The sequence below is a fragment of the Rathayibacter sp. AY1C4 genome (genome assembly GCF_002932195.1).
In the GTDB taxonomy this organism is placed as follows: domain Bacteria; phylum Actinomycetota; class Actinomycetes; order Actinomycetales; family Microbacteriaceae; genus Rathayibacter.
The window spans coordinates 57666-77773 of record NZ_PSWE01000009.1; the positions used below are offsets into that span (position 1 = coordinate 57666).

The following is a 20108-nucleotide window of genomic DNA, read 5'->3' on the forward strand; positions in this document are numbered from 1 at the left end:
CCGCTCCTCCCACCGCGGGGCCCCGCTGCTCCCGGGCGTGGGGACGCGGCCCCTCCGATGCGGGATGCGAGGATGGGCGGGTGTCTGAGCGAAGCCGTCCGTCCATCTTCTGGTTCCTCGCGGCGGCGGTGATCCCCGTGATGACCGCCTCGGTCGACCTGCGGATCCGGAACGGCGACAAGATCCCGAGCACCGGAGCCTTCGTGTTCGCGCCGAACCACTACAGCGAGATCGACCCGATCATCACGGGCTGGACCCTGTGGCGCGCCGGCCGCGCACCGCGCTTCCTCGCCAAGGCCTCGCTGTTCTCGGTGCCCGTGCTCGGCTCGATCCTGCGCGGCTCCGGGCAGATCCCCGTCGAGCGCTCGGGCTCGGTCCGCGGCAGCGAGCCGCTGAAGACCGCCAAGGCTCTCGTGGACGAGGGCCGCTCGGTCATCATCTACCCCGAGGGCACCCTCACCCGCGACCCCGAGCTCTGGCCGATGCGCGGCAAGACGGGAGCGGTGCGGATGGCGCTGCAGTACGGCCTGCCTGTCGTCCCGGTCGCGCACTGGGGCGCGCAGCAGCTGATGGGCCGCTACTCCAAGCGGATCACCCTCTTCCGCCGCAAGCGCGTCGACGTGATCGTCGGCGACCCCGTCGACCTGTCCGCCTTCCGCGGACGCAGCCTCGACTCCGCCACACTCAACGAGGCCTCCGCGGTCGTGATGGCGGCGATCACCGCCCTGCTCGAGGAGCTGCGCGGCGAGGCGGCGCCCGAGAAGCGCTGGAACCCCTCCGAGCACAACCAGAAGGGCACGGGTCGCTTTGAGTCCGAGCAGTAGGAAGGCGCCCATCCCCGTGCCCCGCCGCGTCGCCGTCCTCGGCGCCGGCAGCTGGGGCACCACGTTCGCGAAGATCCTCGCCGACGGCGGCTCCGACGTCGTGATGTGGGCGCGCCGCGCCGAGCTGGCCCGCGAGATCACCGAGGCCAAGCGCAACAGCGACTACCTCCCCGGCATCAACCTCCCGCGCAACATCCGGGCCACGCCGCGCATCGAGGAGGCGCTGGAGGGCGCGGACCACGTCTACCTCTCCATCCCGTCGCAGTCGCTGCGGAGCAACCTCGAGGCGATCACGCCGTTCCTCACCGAGCGCACGGTGCTGGTGAGCCTGATGAAGGGCGTCGAGAAGGGCACCGGCCAGCGGATGAGCGAGGTGATCGCGCAGATGCTGCCGGTCTCTCTCGACCGGATCGCCGTCGCCTCCGGGCCCAACCTCGCCCTCGAGATCGCCAAGGAGCAGCCGACCGCGGCGGTCATCGCCTCCGAGAGCCTCGTCACCGCGCAGGAGGTGGCTCTCGCGGCGACCAACCGCTACTTCCGCTCCTACGTCAACACCGACGTGATCGGCACCGAGTTCGGCGGCGTGCTGAAGAACCTCATCGCCGTGGCGATCGGCATCGTCGACGGCGTCGGCTACGGCGAGAACACGAAGGCATCGATCATCACGCGCGGTCTCGCCGAGATGACCGACTTCGCGGTCGCGTACGGCGGACGGGCCGAGACGATGGCCGGACTCGCTGGGCTCGGCGACCTCATCGCGACGTCGAGCTCGTCCCTCTCGCGCAACAACACGGCCGGGCGCCTGCTCGGCCAGGGCTACAGCTTCACCGACGTGGTGAAGTCGATGCAGCAGACGGCGGAGGGGCTCGCCTCCGTCGCGCCGGTCCTCGAGCTGGCGCGCGCCAGGGGAGTCGACATGCCCATCGTCGAGCAGGTGTCGCAGGTGCTCGCCGGTACGCTCGATCCGAAGGACATCGCGCCGCACCTGACCACGGATTCGGACGAGCCACAGGGTGAGAGGAACCTCGATGACCAGCAAGCTCCGCGTGGCCGTTCTGTTCGGGGGGCGCTCCAGCGAGCACTCGATCAGCTGCGCAACGGCGGCCGGGGTGCTGCGGGCGATCGACCGTGACCGCTTCGAGGTGATCCCCGTCGGGATCACCTCCGACGGCGCCTTCGTGCTCGAGGAGGACCGTCCTGAGAAGTTCGCTCTCGATGCCGCGTCGCTGCCCCGCGTCGAGGACGACGACTCCCGTGTGCGCTGGCCGGAGTCGGCCCTCTCGCGTGAGCTCACCGTGACGACCGAGGACGGCGCGACGCGCTCGCTCGGCGAGGTCGACGTGGTGCTGCCGATCCTGCACGGCCCGTGGGGCGAGGACGGCACCGTCCAGGGGATGCTCGAGCTCGTCGGGCTGCCCTACGTCGGCTCGGGCGTGCTCGCGTCGGCGCTCGGCATGGACAAGCACTTCACCAAGACGGTGCTGCGGGCCGCGGGCCTCGCGGTGGCGCCCTGGTACCTCGTGACCGAGGCGGAGTGGCGCGCCGACCCGGGCGACGCCTCCTCGGCCCTCGACGAGCTGGGCCTGCCCGCGTTCGTGAAGCCGGCGCGGGCCGGCTCGAGCGTGGGCGTCAGCCGGATCGACGAGCGCGAGCAGCTCGAGGCCGCGCTGGAGGAGGCGTTCGCGCACGACTCGCGGGTGCTGATCGAGTCGGGCATCGTCGGCCGCGAGGTAGAGATCGGCGTGCTCGGCGGCCGCCGCGGTGCTCCGGCCCGCGCCTCCGTCGCCGGCGAGGTGGTCGTCACCGGCCGCGGCTTCTACGACTTCGAGGCGAAGTACCTCGGGGCGTCCGGCATCGAGCTGGTCTGCCCGGCCGATCTCACCGACGGCGAGCTCTCCGAGATGCGGTCCCTCGCGATCCGCGCCTTCGACGCGATCGGAGCCGAGGGCCTCGCCCGGGTCGACTTCTTCCTCACCGCCGACGGCTTCGTCGTCAACGAGATCAACACCATGCCCGGCTTCACGCCGGTCTCGATGTTCCCGCGCATGTGGGGCGCGAGCGGCGTGGACTACCCGGACCTGATCAGCGAGCTGCTCGACTCGGCGCTCGACCGCGTCCCGGTCGCCGCCCGATGACGTCGGCGCTCGCGCTCCGCGTCGAGGCGGGCGCGGCCGCGGCGCCCTTCGAGCAGATCCGTGAGCAGATCACCGCTCTGATCGCCGCGGGCGAGCTGCCGGTCGGCACGCGGCTGCCGCCGGTGCGCGCGCTGGCCGAGACGCTGGGCGTCGCCGCGGGGACGGTCGCCCGCTCCTACCGGGAGCTGGAGTCGGCGGGCCTGGTCGAGACGCGCGGCCGGGCGGGCACGGTCGTCGCGGGAGGCGTGGACGCGCTGGAGCGCGAGCTGCAGGCCGCGGCCGCCGTGTTCGCGTCCCGCGCGCGCGAGCTGGGGGCGACCTTTGATGGTGCGCTCACCGCAGCGAGTCGAGCCCTCGGCGTCTGACGCTGAAGCTCAGCCGGTGGGCGTGTCCGTCGGATCGAGGGTGTCGGCGTCCGAGACGTCGGTGCACTCGCGCGTCTGCGGGACGTAGGAGACGGCGTTCGCCAGGTCGAGCGCGGCGGAGGATCCGGACGCGCGGCTCTGGTCGACGGTGATCTCCACCGCGGGATCGCGACCGTAGGTGGTCAGCGTGTAGATGTCCTCGTCCTTCTGCGTCTCGTCGATGATCCAGTCGACTCCGCTGACGTTCACGCAGAGGTCCGTCGTCGGGCCGGGCACCTCGACTCCGCAGTGGAGGATGACGGCGGCCGGGGTGCCCCAGGCGGCGGTGCCCTGAGCGTTCGTCTCGCGCTCGGGCTGCTCCGCGACCACGTCGGGCAGGCGCACCGAGACCTCCGCGCAGCCGGTGCTCGTCGCATCGGCGGCGGGCTCGAGGGCGACGCTGGCCGAGCAGCCCGAGAGCAGCAGGACGGCGGCGGCGGCGGCGAGAAGGGGGGAGCGGAGTCGGCGGGGGGACATCGCCGTCAACGCTAGCGTGTGAACCATGGCAGAGGATCGGAGTCCCACCCTGGCCGAGCTCAGCGAGGGCGAGGTGCTCGCGAGGGTGCTGGCCCGGCTCGGCGGCCCGGGCGCGGAGACCCTGGTCGGGCCCGGCGACGACTGCGCGGTGCTGCGCGCTCCCGACGGCCGCTTCGTGGTGACCACGGACATGATGGTGCACGGCCCCGACTTCCGGCTGGCCTGGTCGCGCCCGGCGGACCTGGGCTGGAAGGCGGCGGCCTCGAACCTCGCCGACGTCGCGGCGATGGGGGCCCGTCCCACCGGGCTCGTCGTCGCGCTCGCGGCACCCCAGTCGCTGGGCGTCGACGTGCTGGAGGGGATCGCGGGCGGCCTCGCCGCCGGCTGCGCCGCGATGGCGCCGGGATGCGGAGTCGTCGGGGGAGACCTGTCCGCCTCCGCGACGCTGACGCTCTCGATCACGGCGTTCGGCTCGCTCGACGGACGACCGCCGGTGCTCCGCAGCGGTGCGAGGCCGGGGGACGTGCTCGCCGTGGCCGGTCCGCTGGGACGAGCGGGGCTCGGGCTGCGCCTGCTGTTCGAGCAGGCGCGGCGGGACGGGGAGCCGTCGGCCGACCTCGCCGCCCGGCTCCGCGAGCGGCATCCGTCCCTCCTCGAGGCGCAGCTGCGCCCGACCGCGCCGATCTCCGCGGGCGAGGCCGCGGGCGGGACCGCCACCGCGATGATGGACGTCTCGGACGGCGTGGTGCTCGACGCCCGTCGGATGGCGCGTGCGAGCGGAGTGGCGATCGACCTCGATGCCGCGGCGGTCGACGTGCACGCGCGCGGGCTCACGGGCGTGGAGGGCGTGGACCTCGACCTGGCGAGGGCGTTGGTGCTGGGAGGCGGCGAGGACCACGCGATGCTCGCGTGCTTCCCGCCCGCCGCGGCGCTGCCGGAGGGCTTCGTCCCGCTCGGGGTCGTCCGCGAGGGGGACCCGGAGGTGCGCCTGGGCGGGGTCGCGCTCGAGGGGCGCGGGGGCTGGGACCCGTACCTCGGCTGGGACGGCGCGGCGGGCTGAGGCCGGTCAGCCGGCCGCGGAGGAAGCGGGCGAGACGGGCGACGCCGGTGAAGCCCACCAGATCGTGGTCTCGCCGTAGTCCTTCCTCCGCTCCCGCTCCAGACCCGCGGGCCAGCGCGGCTCCGGGCTGCGGGAGCTCCGCTCCACGACGACCACCGCGTCCTCGCGCAGCAGCGGCAGCACGCCGGCGAGATCGGCGGCGAGGTCGTCCTCGCCGAGGTCGTAGGGCGGGTCGAGGAACACCGTGTCCGTGTTGAGGGCCGGGGACCCGTCGAGGAAGGAGCGGACCGAGCCGGTCACCACCTCGATCCGCGGGGCGGGCCGCTTGTTCTTGGCAGCCGCGGTCACGATCGCCCGTGCGTTCTCGCCCGCGGTCCGGGCGGCCTTCGGGTCGCGCTCGACCAGGACGACCGCGCTCGCTCCGCGGCTGGCCGACTCGAGCCCGAGGGCGCCGGAGCCCGCGTAGAGGTCGACCACCGTCGCGCCGTCGAGGGCGTCCCGGGCCTCGAGGGCCGAGAAGACGGCCTCGCGCACGCGGTCGCTGGTGGGGCGGGTGCCCGCGCGCGGGACCCGGAGGGTGAGCGAGCCGGCGAATCCGGCGATGATCCTGGTCACCGGATCGAGCATAGGGCGGTACCCCTGCCCACGGCGTCCGGCGGCCGCCGCGCGCTCCCGCCTGGCGGCACACTGCGAACTCTCGGAACCTGGACCCTTTTCCCGTCAGGACTGCGAGAATCCCTAGCTATGACGTCGCTCGAAGACACCCGCTCCGCTGTCGGCCGCCGAGCGGCTCCCGAGACGCCCCTGACCCGCGAGGAGTTCACGGCGCACTGCGGCGCCGTCCTCGGGAACCTCACCCGCGTGATCGACGGCAAGTCGGCCGAGGTCTCGATGGCGCTGACGGTGTTCCTCGCCGGTGGGCACCTCCTGATGGAGGACGTCCCCGGCACCGGCAAGACGGTCCTGGCGAAGTCGCTGGCGGCCTCGGTCGGCGGCAGCGTCGCGCGCATCCAGTTCACGCCCGACCTGCTCCCCTCCGACGTCACGGGGGTCTCGGTCTACAACCAGGCGACCCGCGACTTCGAGTTCAAGCCGGGCCCGGTCTTCGCGAACATCCTGATCGGCGACGAGATCAACCGGGCCTCGCCCAAGACGCAGTCGGCGCTGCTGGAGTGCATGGAGGAGCGCCAGGTCTCGGTCGACGGCACCACCCACCTCCTCCCGCGCCCCTTCGCCGTGATCGCGACGCAGAACCCGGTCGAGATGGAGGGCACCTACTCGCTGCCCGAGGCCCAGCGCGACCGCTTCATGGCCCGCCTCTCGCTCGGCTACCCCGATGAGCGCGCCGAGCTCGAGATGATCCGCACCCGCGACTCGGCCAGCCCGCTCGAGGAGCTGCGGCCCGTCGTGGGCCTCGCCGAGCTCGAGCGGATGATGGCCTACGTGCGCTCCGTGTACGTCGCACCACCCGTGCAGGAGTACGTGGTGGCGATCATGCAGGCCACGCGGGTCGACCCCGAGCTGCGGCTCGGGGGGAGCCCGCGCGCCACGCTCCAGCTGATCGCCGCCGCGAAGGCTCTCGCCGCCCTCAGCGACCGCGACTTCGTGGTGCCGGACGACGTCGACGCGCTCGCCGTCCCCGTGCTCGGCCACCGCCTCCTGCCCGCCACGCGCCTCCCCGGCCGCTCCGGCGCCGGATCCTCGCACTCGGTCACCGAGATCGTGCAGCGCATCGTCGCGGCCACCCCCGTCCCCTTCGGCAACCGTGGCGACTGAGGCCCGCGCCGCCGAGACGCCGTCGTCCCGTCTCGGCGGTCTGCCCGCGCTCCGCGGGGTCGCGCTGACGCTGCGCGGCTGGGCGCTCGTTCTGCTGGGCGTCGCGGGAGTGGTGATCGCGCCGCTGACAGAGTTCCGCGAGCTGCTGTTCGTCGGCCTGGTGCTGCTGGGCCTGCCCCTGGGCGCGCTCGTCTCCCTGCTCCTGGCGCCGGCGTCGTTCCGAGTGCAGCGCCGCTTCGCTCCCCAGACCGTCGCGGCCGGCGACGTGGTGGAGGTCGACGTGCTGCTCGAGAACCGCGGCCGCGCCGTCCGCAGCGGGGCGCGCGCCCACGACCGGCTCGAGCGCGTGGAGCGCGGGGTCGTCGTCGGCCGGGCGGTCGCCGAGGGCGTCTTCGGGCTGCCGGGCGTCCCGTCGGGCGGCCGCGTGCGCGCCCGCTACCGTCTGCCCGCCGAGCGGCGCGGGATCCACCGCATCGGCCCGCTGCGCCTGGTGCGCGGCGACGGCCTCGGGCTCGCGCTCCGCGAGAGCGTCGTGGGGGCTGCGCAGCCGTTCGTCGTGACTCCGCGGGTCGTGCCGCTCCAGAGCGACGTCCTGGACGCGCACGGAGCAGGCGGATCGAGCCCGGTCGCGCACGCGACGGCCGGCGCCGGCACGGACGACGTGATCCCGCGCGACTACCGCCCGGGGGACGCCATGCGCCGGGTGCACTGGCGGGCGAGCGCCCGCTCCGGTGAGCTCATGGTCCGCCAGGACGAGCAGAACACCGATCCGCACGCGTGGATCCTCCTCGAGACCCGGGCCGAGCGCGTGCTCGAGCGGCGCGGCGACGACCGGCTCGAGTGGGCGGTGTCGATGACGGCCTCCCTCGCCGTGCACCTGCTCGACCGCGGCTTCGAGACCCACCTCGTCGAGACGGGTGCGGACGGCGAGCCGGAGCACTCGGAGGACGAGCGCGAGGTGGCGCACGACGTGCTGCTGCGCCTGGCCGAGCTGGCGCCCTCGCGCGAGTCGGTCGACGCGGTGACCCGGATCTCGGCCGACATGCGCGACACCGGGGGAGTGCGACCGGTCTTCGCCGTCCTCACCCGACTCCTCGAGTCGGACCTCGACGCCCTCGGCTCCCTGGCCGCGCAGTCGCGCCCCGCGATCGCCTTCGTCGTCGCCGGCACCGCTGAGGAGGAGGCGGCTCTCGCCTCGCTCGGCTGGTACGCGGTGTCCGTCGACCCGAGTGCCTCCGTCGAGGAGGCGTGGGCGCAGGCCCTCGCTCTGCGGGTGGTGGCGTGAGCCGCCGCGTCGAGAGCGATCCGCGCGCCGGGTCGGCTCCTCTGAGCGGTCTGCTCTTCCTCGCGATCACGGCCGCCGCCGCCGGGATCGGGCGGCTCCTCGTCGGCGTCGACTGGCTGGTGCTCCTCGCGAGCGCGGTCGCCGTGGTGCTCGGCGTCCCGGCCGCCGCCCGGGCTCTGCGCGTGCACCCCGTCGTCCCGCCGATCCTCGGCACGCTGACGATGGTCGGCGTGCTGACCGCGATGTTCGTGCCCGGTCGGGCCCTGCTGTTCGTGATCCCCACGCCCGGCGCCGTCGCGCAGGCGGAGGCGCTCGCGCAGGGCGGCTTCCAGTCCATCGCCCAGCAGGGGCTCCCGGCCATCGCCGACGACGGCATCTCGTTCCTCCTGATCGGCGGGGTGGTCGTGCTCGCCTGGGCGGCCGACCTGTTCGCCTTCTCCGTCCGCCTCCCCGCCCTGGCCGGTCTGTTCCCTGCGGCGCTGCTCGCGGTGCCGGCGATCGTGGACCCCTCCGAGGTGTCCTGGGCGAGCCTCGTCGTCACTGCGCTCGCCTACGCGGGCGTGCTCGCCGCCACGGCCGCCCCTCGCCGCCCGAGCGGCCCGAGCGCGGCCGCGGCCGTGCTGCCCGCCTTCGCGGCCGTGACCGTCGTCGTCCTGGGCGCGGGAGTCGTCGCCGGGTCGGCGGCAGGCTACGCGCGCACCACCGCCCCCTCGGGCGTCTCCGGCAGCCTCTTCAACGGCGCGATCGACCCGGTGGTCGCTCTCGGCGCGGACCTGCGCCGCCCGAACCCCGTGACCGTGCTGCGCTACGCCACCGACTCCGACCTGCCCGTCTACCTCCGCGTGCTGACCGTCTCGGACTTCGACGGTGACGACTGGGCGCCGAGCGAGACGGAGCAGACCGCTCCGATCGAGGCGCCGATCGCGCCCGAGGGGCTCTCCGAGAGCGTGCCGCGCGAGGCGGAGGAGGTCGACGTCTCGGTGGAGACGCTGCGGAGCCAGTGGCTCCCCGTGCCGTATCCGGTCTCGTCGCTGACGGGCGTCGGCGACGGCTGGCTCCAGGACGTGCAGGACGGCTCGATCCGCGGCGACGCGACGACCCGCTCCGGAGACGACTACCAGGTGCAGGCGCTGCGGCTCGAGCCCGACCCGCAGCAGCTGCTCGCCGCGCCCGCGCCGTCCGGCGTCGACCGGTACCTCTCGCTCCCCGACGACGTGCCCGAGATCGTCCGCACCACCGCCGAGGAGGTCACGGCGGAGGCTCCGACCGCCTACGACCGGGCGCGCGCGCTGCAGACGTACTTCCGCTCGTCCGAGTTCCGCTACTCCGAGGACACCCCCGCGGAGGAGGGCTACGACGGCGACGGAGTCGGCGTGCTCTCGGCGTTCCTGACGACGAAGGAGGGCTACTGCGTCCACTTCGCCTCGGCGATGGCGGTGATGGCGCGCGAGCTCGGGATCCCGTCGCGGCTCGCCATCGGCTACCAGCCCGGCTCCGTCGTGCCCTCCGGCGGCAGCGACCTGACCACCTACCGCGTCCTCTCCTCCGACCTGCACGCCTGGCCCGAGCTGTACTTCGAGGGAGTCGGCTGGCTGCCCTTCGAGCCGACGCCCAGCCGCGGCGCTCCGGCCTCCTACACCCTGCCGAGCGCGACGGCCTCCTCGGGCCCCACCGCCCCGGGCTCGACCGCGACCACCGCGCCCGGTGCGACCAGCGCTCCCGCCGCGACACCCACTCCGACGGCCGCGTCGGCGACGCCGACCCCCGGTGCCGTCGGCGCCTCGAGCACCACGGCGGCTCCCGCGGCCACGCTCTGGGTGCTGCTCCTGCTGCTCGTGCTCGTCCCCTGGCTGATGCGCGCCGTCCAGCGCGCGCTGCGGCGCCGGTCCGCGCGCTCCGGCTCCGTCGAGGCCGCGTGGGCCGAGCTGCTGGCGACCGCCCGCGACCTGGGCGTCCCCGTGGAGGGCACGGAGTCTCCGCGCGCGCAGGAGGCCCGCATGGCTCCCGCCCTCGACCCCGGAGCGGCGGCACGTCTGCAGGGGCTCCGGGAGCGCGTCGAGCGCCGGCGCTACTCGCCGTCCGCGAGCGAGTCGGAGGCGTGGGACGACGCGACCGCCGTGGCCGCCGCGCTCCGCGGCTCCGCGGGTGCCGGTCGTCGGGTGCTCGCGTCGGTCGTGCCCCGCTCGGCGCTGGACCCGGTCGCCCGGCTCGCGCGTCCGAGGTCCGACCTATGATCGCTAGGTGATCCCGGACCCCCTCGACGCCTCGCTCGCGCCGCTGATCGGGCCGCGCACGGCGAGTGCGGTCGAGAAGGCCTTCGGGTACCGCACGGTCGGCGAGCTCCTGGGCCACTACCCGCGCCGCTACGCGAAGCGGGGCGAGCTGACGGCGCTCTCGCGTCTCCCCGTGGGAGAGAGCGTGACGATCGTGGCGGAGGTCCGCGAGGTGCGCGAGCGGCCGATGCGCAACCGGCGCGGCACCCTGCTCGAGGTCGTCATCTCGGACGGCTCGGGCACGCTCTCGCTGACGTTCTTCGGACAGCCCTGGCGCGCGGCGAAGCTCCACCGCGGCGTGCGCGGGATCTTCGCGGGCACGGTCTCGATGTTCCGCGACACCCCGCAGCTCACGCATCCCGACTACCGTCTGTTCGACGACGAGGAGGCCGCCGCGACGGAGACGGGAGGCGGTGAGCTCGCGAAGGACTGGGCCGAGCGGCCGATCCCGATCTACCCGGCGACCAGCGCGCTCTCGAGCTGGCAGCTCCAGGCCGCGATCGGCGTGCTGCTGGACGGCTTGCGCGACGTGCCCGACCCGATGCCCGAGCAGGTGCGCGCCGGCCGCTCGCTGCTGGGCCTCGGCGAGGCGCTGGAGCTGATCCACCGCCCGCAGCGGGAGGGCGAGGAGGCGCAGGCGCGCGAGACGCTCCGCTTCCACGAGGCGTTCCTCCTGCAGCTCGCCCTGCTCGAGCGCCGGGCCTCGGCGCGCAGCAGCCCCGCGACCGCCCGCGTGCCCGGCCCCGGCGGGCTGCTCGAGCGCTTCGACGCCGCGCTGCCCTTCGCCCTCACCGGCGACCAGACCGCGGTGGGGCACGAGATCGCCGCCGATCTGGCTGCCGAGAGCCCGATGACCCGGCTGGTGCAGGGCGAGGTCGGCTCCGGCAAGACCCTCGTCGCGCTCCGGGCGATGCTCGCCACGGCCGAGAGCGGCGGGCAGGCGGCGCTGCTCGCTCCCACCGAGGTGCTCGCGGGGCAGCACCTCCGCTCGATCGCGAGGACCCTCGGCCCGGAGCTCGCGGCCGAGCTGGTGCCGACCCTCCTCACCGGCGGGCTGGGGGCGGCGCAGCGCCGCGCTGCCCTCCTCCGGATCGTCTCGGGCACGGCGAAGATCGTCGTCGGCACGCACGCCCTCCTCGGCGACGCGGTCTCCTTCTACGACCTGGGCCTCGTCGTGATCGACGAGCAGCACCGCTTCGGCGTGGACCAGCGGGACGCCCTGCGCCGGAAGGGCGCCACCCCGCCGCACGTGCTGGTGCTGACGGCCACGCCCATCCCGCGGACCGTCGCCATGACGGTCTTCGGCGATCTCGACACCTCGACCATCCGCGAGCTGCCCGCCGGGCGCCCCGGCATCACGAGCCACGTGGTCCCGCTCGCCGACCATCCCGCGTGGATTGCGCGGGCGTGGGAGCGCGCCGAGGAGGAGATCCGCTCGGGCCACCAGGTCTACCTCGTCTGCCCGGCGATCGAGCCGGGGGAGCCCGCCGAGGGCGCGCAGCCGCCCGAGGAGGACGCCGCCGCGCCGCTCACGACCGTCGCGGCCACGCTGGAGGGCGTGCGCGCGCATCCGCTGCTCGGGAAGCGGCGGTCGGCCGCGCTGCACGGGCGGATGACGACGGAGGAGAAGGACGCCGTGATGCGCTCCTTCGCCGCGGGGGAGATCGACGTCCTGGTGTCGACGACGGTCATCGAGGTCGGCGTGGACGTGCCGAACGCCTCGATGATGGTCGTGCTCGACGCGGAGCGGTTCGGGGTCTCGCAGCTGCACCAGCTCCGCGGGCGCATCGGGCGCGGCGGCGTCGCGGGGGTGTGCCTGTTCGTGACGGCGGCGGAGGCGGGGACGGTCGCGCGCGAGCGGGTGGAGGCGGTCGCCGCGACGCTCGACGGCTTCGCGCTCGCCGAGGTCGACCTCGAGCTGCGCCGCGAGGGCGACGTGCTGGGCGACTCGCAGTCCGGCGGGCGCTCGTCGCTCCGCCTGCTGCGGGTGGTGCAGGACGCCGACGTGATCGTGGAGGCGCGGGCGCTGGCCGAGCGGCTCCTCGCGGAGGACCCGTCGCTCGCCGCGCACGACCGGCTCCGTGCCGCGCTCGAGCGCCGCGTGCAGGACCGCGACCGGGAGTTCCTCGCCAAGAGCTAGGCGGTGCCCGCCCGCTACTCTGTCGGCATGGCCCGCATCGCCGTCGTCCCCGGCTCCTTCGACCCCGTGACCCTCGGTCATCTCGACGTGATCGAGCGGGCCGCGCGCCTGGTCGACGAGCTGCACGTCGTGGTGGTGCACAACCCCGCCAAGACCGCGCTGCTGCCGATCGCCCAGCGCGTCTCGCTCATCGAGCAGTCGATCGCGGACGCGGGCGTCGAGGGACGGATCGTCGTCGCCTCGTGGAGCATGGGCCTGCTCGTCGACTACTGCACCGACGTCGGCGCGAGCATCCTGGTGAAGGGCATCCGCTCGCAGGTCGATGTGGCGTACGAGACCCCCATGGCGATCGTGAACCGCAACCTCGCGCACGTCGAGACGGTGTTCCTCCTGCCCGATCCCGCGCACGCCCACGTGTCGAGCTCGCTGGTGAGGCAGGTCTCCTCCCTCGGCGGCGACGTCGCCCCCTACGTGCCGCCCGCGGTCGCCGCGTACCTCGCCGCCGGCTGAGGCGCCGCCGATCGTCCACTCGGGCGATCCCGGGCCGTGGACCCGGGCGCCCGCGGCAGCCGGGAGAATGGACCGGTGAGCGAGACGCGCGTGCAGGCCTGGGCCCTCGACGGCATCCCGGAGGTGACTCCCGGTGACGACCTGCTCGAGCTGATCCTCGCGGCCGTCGCCGCCGCCGCCGAGGAGGACCGGCCCGCGGACGGCGACATCCTTGTCGTCACGAGCAAGATCGTCTCGAAGGCGGAGGGGCGCATCGTCGCCGCGACCGACCGCGAGGACGCGATCACGGCCGAGACCGTCCGCGTCGTCGCCACCCGGGCGCACGGCTCCGGCGTCACCCGCATCGTCGAGAACCGCCTCGGGATCGTCCAGGCGGCGGCCGGAGTCGACGCCAGCAACGTCGCGGAGGGGACGGTCCTCCTCCTCCCCCTCGACCCGGACGCCTCGGCGCGGGCCCTCTGCGCGGGCCTCCGGGAGCGGCTCGGCGTGGAGGTGGGCGTGCTCGTCAGCGACACCCTGGGCCGCGCCTGGCGGGTCGGGCAGACCGACGCGGCCATCGGAGCCGCGGGCGTCCTCGTGATCGACGACCTCCGCGGCGGGGTCGACGCCCTGGGGCGCACGCTGGGAGTGACCATGCCGGCCGTCGCGGACGAGATCGCCGCGCTCGGCGACCTGGTGAAGGGCAAGGCGAGCGGACGCCCCGTCGCCGTCGTCCGCGGGCTCGCCCGCCTGGTGACGAGGGTCGAGAGCCCGGGTGCCCGCACGCTGACCCGCACGGGCCCCGACGACATGTTCCGCCTCGGCGCCGACGAGGCCTTCGCCGAGGGCTTCGCGGCCGGAGCAGCCTCGCGCGAGGAGCGCGCGTGACCGGCTGGAGCGCGGTCGTCGTGTTCAAGGGCCGCGGCGGCTCGAAGACGCGCCTCGACGTGCCGGGCCGCGCGGCGCTGGCCGAGGCGTTCCTCCTGGACACGCTCGCCGCCGTGGCCGCCGCGGAGCCGGTGGCGAGCCTTCTCCTGGTCACCTCCGACGCCGGTGCGGCCGACCGCGCACGGGCGGAGCACCCGCAGCTGGTGGTGGTGCCCGACCCGGGGACCCTCGACGCCGCCGTGTCCGGGGGAGCCGAGGCCGCCCTCCATCGCCGGCCGGGCGCCCCGGTGATCGTGCTGACCGGGGACCTGCCCGCCCTGCTGCCGTCGGACCTCTCCGAGGCGCTCGCGACGCGGTCGCTCCCGGCCGTCGTCCCGGACCGCGAGGGGAGCGGCACCACGGCGCTCCTGCTGGCGGCCGGAGCCCTCGTCGCTCCGGCGTTCGGCCCGGGCTCTCTGGCCCGGCACCGCGACGCGGGCTGCGCCGTCGTCGTGCTGCCAGGCTCGTCGACGCTGAGGCTGGACGTCGACACGCTCGCCGATCTCGGAGACGCGGAGGAGGCCGGCGTCGGCCCGCACACCTCCCGCGCGCTGGCCGCAGCGGCCTGACGCGCAGGGAGTCCGAGCCGCGGACGCGATCAGCCGGCGAGCAGCCCCGCCTCGAACGCCGCCGTCAGGCCCGCGTCGATCGCGAGCGGTGCGCCGTCGACCGAGCGGACGGGGATCGCCCGCCGGGTGCTCGACACCAGCCACGCCGCATCGGCACCGGTGAGCGCCGAGACCGGCAGCTCGCGGCGCGACGACGCGAGCCCGCGGCGCTCGCCCAGCGCGAGGACCCGCTCGACCGTCGTGCCGGCGAGCACGCTGTCCGAGAGCGGCGTCGCGAGCACCCCGTCGCCGAGGAGCACCAGGCTCGACGTCGCCCCCTCGAGGAGAAGCCCGTCGCTCGTGCGCCAGACCACGTCGTCCGCGCCCCGGGACGCCGCCTCGCGCAGCGCCGCCCGGGTGACGGCGCCCGAGGTGGTCTTGACGCCCGGGAGCAGCCACGGCGCGAGCGGACCGCTCGCGTACCCGCGGTCCAGCACGACGACGGCCGCGCCCTTCTCCCGGAGCGCACTCGAGTCGGGAGTCGGAGCCGCGCGCACGGTGCACCGGGCGGAGTCGCTCGAGCCGTGGGCGGCGATGAAGCGGACCGTCAGGTCGTCGACCCGGTCGTGCTCCGCCACGGCGAGGTCGACCGCTCGGGACCAGAGGGGCGCCTCCGGGATCGTCAGCCCGACGGCCCGGGCCGATCCGGCCAGCCGCGCGAGGTGCTCGCCGAGCGCGCGGGGACGTCCGTCGAGGACCGCGACGGTCTCGAAGACCCCGTCGCCGCGGAGGTAGCCCGCCTCGTCGACGCGGACGAGCGGACCCTCCGGGTCGCGGAGGACGACGGCGCCGGAGGTGATCTCGACCAGGACGGGGGTGCTCATCCGCTCATCCTGCCCCCGGCGGAGCCTCAGCGGGGGAGGAGGCCGCTCGCCACATCGGACGGCTCGACGATCTCGCGCCACGGCTCCGGCCGGAGTCCTGCCGAGCCGAGCACGTCGGCCGCGGCGAGGAGGTCCACGTCGAGACCTGTCAGCTCGCCGATCGCGGCGACCGGCAGCTGGAACGTCCTGAAGCCGCCGAGCGGCACCAGGCCCTCGCGCACGCGCTCCACGAGCTCGCTCTGGTCGAGCAGGTAAGCGCTCGTCGCGAGCGTCGATCCGTCCGGGCTCCACGCCGCGATCTTCCAGAAGCGGCGGGGGATGCCCGTACCGCGGTAGACCGGGTCGTCGTCCGCGAGCACGGGCCCGGTGAAGACGCTCAGGCGCGTGCGCCAGGTCTGCGCGTACTCGAGCACCAGCGTCTCGAGCCCGAGCCACAGCTCCTGCGACTGGTTGAAGCCGCTCGCCTGGGGCGCGGCGTTCGTGTAGCAGAAGCTGTCGCGGTTGGCCGCGGCGGCCTCGTCGCGGTCGCCCCAGACGGGGTCGCGGCGGCGGACCAGGTGGCCGCGGTCGAGGTCGTTGCGGGCGTACACCTCCGGCCCGGTCTGCTCGGAGGCGGGGATGCGGTCGTCGAGGTGCCAGTCGTCGCCTCGGCCGAGCTCGACCAGGCGCGCGCCGTCGATGTTCACGGCCGTCGAGACGGCCAGGCGCCGCTCCGGATCCAGCAGCACCTCGAAGTGCGTGTACGGCAGGAGCCGCACCGGGCGCTCGACCCTCAGGCGCGGCGCACCCGCGGGGACGCCGAGGAAGTCCGCGTCGAAGCTCACTCCTCGACCTCCGCCGTCGGAGTCGCCGTGGCTGTCGCTGTCGGGGTCGCCGTGGGCGTCGCCGGGGGAGCCTCGGTCGCGGGGACTCCCGTGCCGGTCGGAGCCGGTGCCTGGGTGGCGGGAGCCGGGACCTGCGAGCCGTTGCTGATCAGCAGGGCGATGTCGGAGTAGCGCGCGACGGTCGTGCCCGCGGCCGGGTCGGTTCCCGCCACCACGCCGGCCGGGAGCGACGAGTCGATGGTCGCCCCCTCCTCGACGTCGAAGCCGAGGTCCTCCAGCGCCTCCGTGGCGTCGTCGACCGAGCGGCCGGAGACGGTCGGCACGGCGATCTGGCGGCCGTTCAGCAGGGCGCTGCTGGGCTCCTCGAAGTCGTCTCCGCCGTACTTCTGGTCGGCGCGGGTCATCACCGAGTTCCAGATGTAGTGGCGGATGTTGGAGGCGTACGGGCGGCTCTCGAGCTCCGAGTTCGGGAAGCGGACCTCGCGCATCGAGGTGTGGCCGTCGATGTTGCCCACCCAGACCACGGTCGCGACGCGAGAGCTCGCCCCGTCCATCCAGGTCGACTCCGCGTTGTCGGTGGTGCCCGTCTTGCCGATGTGCTCGATGCCGTCGTCCGGGTCGGACTGGGCGGCCGTGCCGCCGGTGACGACGCGCTGCAGGGCGTAGTTCGCGACCGCCGTCAGCTCGGGGCTGAGGGCCTGGTTGCAGGTGGAGGTCGGCGGCTGGACGGCGGCGCCGGTCGCGTCGGTGATCGAGTCGATGGCGATCGCGGAGCAGGCGGTGCCGTTGTTGGCGAAGCCTGCGAAGGCGGTGACCATCGAGAGGGGGGAGATGAGCGTGTCCGAGCCGAGGACGGCGGACGGCTTGTAGTCGACCTCGCCGCCGTCGGCGGCCTTCACTCCGAAGCCGACCGCGCGGTCGCGGATCGCGCAGAGGTCGAGCTGCTGCGCCATCGAGACGTAGACGGTGTTGATCGACTGCATCGTGCCGGTCAGCACGCTGTAGCTGCCGTTCTCGCTGTCGTCGTTGTTGACCTCGTAGGAGGTGTCGAGCTCGCCGCCCGGCGCGCAGCTGGCGGGGAAGCCCGAGAAGGTGCGCTCGCGGCCGTTGATCGTCTCGTTCAGGGTGCGTCCGCTCGCGAGCCACTGCGCGAGCGTGAACACCTTGTAGGTCGATCCGACCTGGAACCCGGCGGAGCCGCCGTAGGCCGTGTCGGTGTTGAAGTTGACGGCGGAGAAGTTCGCGCCGTTCACGGCGCCGGCCGCGTCGTAGTCCTTGTTCTGCACCATCGCCAGGATCCGGCCGGTGCCGACCTCCATCGAGACGGTCGCGCTGCCGATGTTGGTGTCGAGGGTGGGGACCTTGGGGACGGCGTTGTTCGTCGCGTTCGCCGCGGTGTCCTGCAGGTCGCGGTCGAGCGTCGTGTAGATCTTGTAGCCGCCGCGCTGGAAGTTCGCGAGGCGGGTGTCCGCGTCGTCGCCGAACGCCGGGTCGTTCTGGACGACGCGGGTGATGTAGTCGCAGAAGAAGGCCGCGTTGCCGGCGGTCTGGCAGCCCGTGGGCGTCTGCGTGATCGCGGGGACGACCTCCTCGGCGACGGCGGCGTCGTGGTCGGCCTGCGAGATCTTCCCCTCCTGCAGCATCTGGTCGAGGACGTAGTCGCGGCGGATCTTGTTGTCCGGGATGTTCTCGGGCTGGTCGATCCTGAGGCCGTTGGGGTTGTTGACCGTGGCGATCAGGCTCGCGGCCTGCGCCAGGCTCAGGTCGGCCGCGGTGGTCGAGAAGTAGTACTCGGCCGCCGCCTGGATGCCGTAGACCTGCCCGCCGAATCCCGCGATGTTGAGGTAGCCGAGGAGGATGTCGTCCTTGCTGTACTTCTTCTCGAGGTCGACGGCGAGCTTCATCTCCTTGAGCTTGCGGCTCGGAGTGGTCGCGGTCGCCTCCTCGTAGGCGGCCTCGGAGGCCGCCTCGTCGGTCGCGCTCAGCGACTCCGCCTTCTGCACGAGGACGTTCTTGACGTACTGCTGAGTGATGGAGGATCCGCCCTGGAGGTCCCCGCCGACGATGTTGCTGAGCACCGCGCGGATCGTGCCCTGCAGGTCGACGCCGCCGTGGTCGTAGAAGCGCGGGTCCTCGGTCGAGACCGCCGCGTCCTTCACGGACTGGCTGACCTGGTCGAAGGCCACCTCCTCGCGGTTCTGCGCGTAGAAGGAGGCGAGCAGCTCGTCCGAGCCGTCGGTGCGCTTCGCGTAGATCTCGGTCTTCTGGGCCAGCTGGCCGAGCTCGAGGTACTCGGGCACCGTCTCGAACAGCCCGATCGGGTTGTTCTCGGCGAGACCGGTGACGGCGAGGGCGGGAGTGACCCCGACCGTGATCAGCAGGCCCCCGGCGAGGCTGGCTCCGACGATCCCGAGGACCCGGGCGAGCACGCCGCCGCGGGCGGTTCCTTGCGCAGACATGGCTACGAGAGTAGGCGACGAGTCTGGATCCGTCGTGCGGCCGCGCTCGGGGGCCCGGATGCCCGCCCTCCCGGCCCCGGGAGCGGCGGCCGCCGGTACGGTGAGCGGGTGACCAGAGCCCGAGCATGACCGCCTCCGCCGACTCCGCCGAGACGCGCCGCCGCGCGGTGCTCGTGGTGGCCGTCCTCGCCTCCTTCGTCGCCTTCCTCGACGGCACCGTCGTCAACGTCGCCCTGCCCGCGATCACCCGGGAGCTCGGCGGTGGGCTCGCGGTGCAGCAGTGGGTGGTCGACGGGTACCTGATCACGCTCGGCGCGCTGATCCTCGTGGCCGGCTCGCTCGCCGACCGCATCGGCCGGGCCCGCAGCATGACCATCGGCCTGATCGGCTTCGGTGTCACCTCGCTGCTGTGCGCGCTGGCCCCCACCGCCGAGGTCCTCATCGTGGCGCGGATGCTCCAGGGCGCCGCCGGCGCGATCCTCGTGCCCAGCTCGCTCGCCCTCATCATCGCGACCGTCCACGGCGCCGCGCAGGCCCGGACCATCGGCGCGTGGACGGCCTGGACCGGCACGGCGACGATCGCCGGCCCCGTGCTCGGCGGCCTGCTGGTGGACGCGGGCTCGTGGCGGTACGTCTTCGCGCTCAACCTGCTGCCGATCGCGGTGACGCTGGTCCTGCTGCGCAGGCTCGGCGCGGTCGACCCGGGGACCCGGGTGCCGATCGACGGCGTCGGCGCGGTGCTCGGGGTGATCGGCCTGGGAGGGCCGGTGTTCGCGCTGATCGAGCAGGAGCGGCTCGGGGTCCAGCATCCGCTCGTGCTGACCGCCCTGATCGGGGGAGTCGCCGCCCTCGTCGCGTTCGTCGTGTGGGAGCGGCGCGCGGCGCATCCGATGCTGCCGCTGTCGCTCTTCGCGTCGCGGAACTTCACCGTCGGCAACGTCTCGACGGCGTTCGTCTACGGCGCGCTCTCCTTCGGCTTCTTCGCGCTGGGCCTGTTCCTGCAGCAGACCCTGGGCTTCTCGGCGACCCTGGCCGGGCTCGCGACGCTCCCGCCGACGATCCTGCTGCTCCTGCTCTCGCAGGTCTCCGGGTCGCTGTCGGCGCGGTTCGGCCCGCGGCTCTTCATGGGCGTCGGACCGCTGATCGCCGCGGCCGGGTTCCTCCTGCTCTCCTTCGTCGACGAGGGCGCCGACTACGCCACGCAGCTGCTCCCGGGGATCCTCCTCTTCGGCTTCGGCCTCGCGGTGACGGTCGCCCCGCTGACCTCGACGATCCTCGGCGCGGTCGAGGACGGGCACAGCGGAGTCGGCTCCGCCGTGAACAACGCGGTCTCGCGCATCGCCGGGCTGGTCGCCATCGCCGCGACCTCGCTCGTGGTCGGAGACTCGCTCGACGTCGAGGGCTTCTCCCGTGCCGCCGTCGCGACCGCTGCCCTCCTGGTCGCCGGCGGCGTCGTCTCCCTCCTCGGCATCCGCAACCCGGCTCCCGCCGACCGCTGACGACCGCTCTGGGGAGCGGCACCGACCCCCGTCCGGGGTGCGGCGCTCCGTGTTCACGCGGTGTCCGCCGATCCTTCGACGGAACGTGGATGAAATAGTTGTCG

18 protein-coding genes are annotated in these 20108 nt (G+C 74.0%); 13 read left to right on the forward strand and 5 right to left on the reverse strand.

Annotated features, from left to right (window positions below):
* The first annotated feature begins 80 nt into the window (after positions 1-80).
* The 4 genes from C5C99_RS06480 to C5C99_RS06495 are packed head-to-tail and all read left to right on the forward strand — an operon-like array spanning position 81 to position 3324.
* Entirely contained in the window at positions 81-824 is a 744-nt protein-coding gene (locus C5C99_RS06480) for a 1-acyl-sn-glycerol-3-phosphate acyltransferase (protein ID WP_244229445.1), read from the forward strand.
* A gap of 16 nt (positions 825-840) precedes the next feature.
* Positions 841-1956 (forward strand): NAD(P)H-dependent glycerol-3-phosphate dehydrogenase, encoded by a 1116-nt coding sequence (locus C5C99_RS06485; RefSeq protein ID WP_181027083.1) that lies wholly within the window; start codon positions 841-843, stop codon positions 1954-1956.
* The gene (locus C5C99_RS06490) at positions 1853-2959 is read left to right on the forward strand and encodes a D-alanine--D-alanine ligase family protein (RefSeq protein WP_104339809.1); all 1107 of its coding nucleotides are present in this window, start codon (positions 1853-1855) and stop codon (positions 2957-2959) included. Before C5C99_RS06485 ends, C5C99_RS06490 begins: the two co-directional genes overlap by 104 nt.
* Positions 2956-3324 (forward strand): GntR family transcriptional regulator, encoded by a 369-nt coding sequence (locus tag C5C99_RS06495; RefSeq protein WP_104337467.1) that lies wholly within the window; start codon positions 2956-2958, stop codon positions 3322-3324. Before C5C99_RS06490 ends, C5C99_RS06495 begins: the two co-directional genes overlap by 4 nt.
* A gap of 9 nt (positions 3325-3333) precedes the next feature.
* Here the strand turns inward: C5C99_RS06495 and C5C99_RS06500 are convergent, their stop codons facing one another.
* Positions 3334-3840 carry a DUF3515 family protein gene (locus C5C99_RS06500; protein WP_104337468.1) on the reverse strand — a complete coding sequence of 169 codons (507 nt, stop codon included), beginning with the start codon at positions 3838-3840 and terminating at the stop codon, positions 3334-3336.
* 25 nt (positions 3841-3865) lie between these two features.
* Between C5C99_RS06500 and thiL the strand changes: the two genes are divergently transcribed.
* Positions 3866-4900 carry a thiamine-phosphate kinase gene (gene thiL / locus C5C99_RS06505; RefSeq protein WP_104225623.1) on the forward strand — a complete coding sequence of 345 codons (1035 nt, stop codon included), beginning with the start codon at positions 3866-3868 and terminating at the stop codon, positions 4898-4900.
* A 6-nt stretch (positions 4901-4906) separates the two neighbouring features.
* On the opposite strand, the gene C5C99_RS06510 is transcribed toward thiL, so the two are convergent.
* Positions 4907-5515 (reverse strand): RsmD family RNA methyltransferase, encoded by a 609-nt coding sequence (locus tag C5C99_RS06510; protein ID WP_104223136.1) that lies wholly within the window; start codon positions 5513-5515, stop codon positions 4907-4909.
* Positions 5516-5644: 129 nt separating this feature from the next.
* Between C5C99_RS06510 and C5C99_RS06515 the strand changes: the two genes are divergently transcribed.
* From C5C99_RS06515 to cofC, 7 genes are all read left to right on the forward strand, one after another.
* A complete protein-coding gene (locus C5C99_RS06515; protein ID WP_104225624.1) occupies positions 5645-6676 on the forward strand; it encodes a MoxR family ATPase in 1032 nt (343 codons plus the stop codon).
* Complete coding sequence (locus tag C5C99_RS06520; protein ID WP_104337469.1) at positions 6666-7961, forward strand: DUF58 domain-containing protein; 1296 nt, start codon at positions 6666-6668, stop codon at positions 7959-7961. Before C5C99_RS06515 ends, C5C99_RS06520 begins: the two co-directional genes overlap by 11 nt.
* Complete coding sequence (locus C5C99_RS06525) at positions 7958-10195, forward strand: DUF3488 and transglutaminase-like domain-containing protein (protein WP_104225625.1); 2238 nt, start codon at positions 7958-7960, stop codon at positions 10193-10195. The genes C5C99_RS06520 and C5C99_RS06525 overlap by 4 nt, the downstream gene beginning before the upstream one ends.
* 7 nt (positions 10196-10202) lie before the next feature.
* Positions 10203-12374: an ATP-dependent DNA helicase RecG gene (locus tag C5C99_RS06530; protein ID WP_374953730.1), complete on the forward strand. Its 2172-nt coding sequence runs from the start codon at positions 10203-10205 to the stop codon at positions 12372-12374.
* 27 nt (positions 12375-12401) lie between these two features.
* A complete protein-coding gene (coaD, locus tag C5C99_RS06535) occupies positions 12402-12884 on the forward strand; it encodes a pantetheine-phosphate adenylyltransferase (RefSeq protein WP_104337471.1) in 483 nt (160 codons plus the stop codon).
* A 75-nt stretch (positions 12885-12959) separates the two neighbouring features.
* Entirely contained in the window at positions 12960-13751 is a 792-nt protein-coding gene (locus tag C5C99_RS06540; RefSeq protein ID WP_258063651.1) for a coenzyme F420-0:L-glutamate ligase, read from the forward strand.
* Positions 13748-14359, forward strand: coding sequence for a 2-phospho-L-lactate guanylyltransferase (cofC, locus tag C5C99_RS06545; RefSeq protein ID WP_104225626.1), 612 nt, complete (start codon positions 13748-13750; stop codon positions 14357-14359). Before C5C99_RS06540 ends, cofC begins: the two co-directional genes overlap by 4 nt.
* Positions 14360-14388: 29 nt before the next feature.
* Here cofC and C5C99_RS06550 read toward each other — a convergent pair whose 3' ends face one another.
* Genes C5C99_RS06550 through C5C99_RS06560 form a run of 3 tightly spaced genes read right to left on the reverse strand, consistent with a single transcriptional unit; the run spans position 14389 to position 18505 of the window.
* Positions 14389-15222, reverse strand: coding sequence for an aminotransferase class IV (locus C5C99_RS06550; protein WP_104262532.1), 834 nt, complete (start codon positions 15220-15222; stop codon positions 14389-14391).
* A 26-nt stretch (positions 15223-15248) separates the two neighbouring features.
* Positions 15249-16046: a DNA/RNA non-specific endonuclease gene (locus tag C5C99_RS06555; protein WP_258063652.1), complete on the reverse strand. Its 798-nt coding sequence runs from the start codon at positions 16044-16046 to the stop codon at positions 15249-15251.
* Positions 16043-18505, reverse strand: a complete 2463-nt coding sequence (locus tag C5C99_RS06560) for a transglycosylase domain-containing protein (RefSeq protein ID WP_104339810.1) — start codon at positions 18503-18505, stop codon at positions 16043-16045. The genes C5C99_RS06555 and C5C99_RS06560 overlap by 4 nt, the downstream gene beginning before the upstream one ends.
* A 125-nt stretch (positions 18506-18630) precedes the next feature.
* Between C5C99_RS06560 and C5C99_RS06565 the strand changes: the two genes are divergently transcribed.
* Positions 18631-20004, forward strand: coding sequence for a DHA2 family efflux MFS transporter permease subunit (locus C5C99_RS06565; RefSeq protein WP_104339811.1), 1374 nt, complete (start codon positions 18631-18633; stop codon positions 20002-20004).
* Positions 20005-20108: the final 104 nt, after the last annotated feature.

Coding starts and splice junctions, on each gene's coding strand:
- C5C99_RS06490 (WP_104339809.1), top strand. CDS start 1,853: ATGACCAGCAAGCTCCGCGTGGCCGTTCTGTTCGGGGGGCGCTCCAGC.
- C5C99_RS06495 (WP_104337467.1), top strand. CDS start 2,956: ATGACGTCGGCGCTCGCGCTCCGCGTCGAGGCGGGCGCGGCCGCGGCG.
- C5C99_RS06500 (WP_104337468.1), bottom strand. CDS start 3,840: ATGTCCCCCCGCCGACTCCGCTCCCCCCTTCTCGCCGCCGCCGCCGCC.
- thiL (WP_104225623.1), top strand. CDS start 3,866: ATGGCAGAGGATCGGAGTCCCACCCTGGCCGAGCTCAGCGAGGGCGAG.
- C5C99_RS06515 (WP_104225624.1), top strand. CDS start 5,645: ATGACGTCGCTCGAAGACACCCGCTCCGCTGTCGGCCGCCGAGCGGCT.
- coaD (WP_104337471.1), top strand. CDS start 12,402: ATGGCCCGCATCGCCGTCGTCCCCGGCTCCTTCGACCCCGTGACCCTC.
- C5C99_RS06550 (WP_104262532.1), bottom strand. CDS start 15,222: ATGAGCACCCCCGTCCTGGTCGAGATCACCTCCGGCGCCGTCGTCCTC.
- C5C99_RS06560 (WP_104339810.1), bottom strand. CDS start 18,505: ATGTCTGCGCAAGGAACCGCCCGCGGCGGCGTGCTCGCCCGGGTCCTC.
- C5C99_RS06565 (WP_104339811.1), top strand. CDS start 18,631: ATGACCGCCTCCGCCGACTCCGCCGAGACGCGCCGCCGCGCGGTGCTC.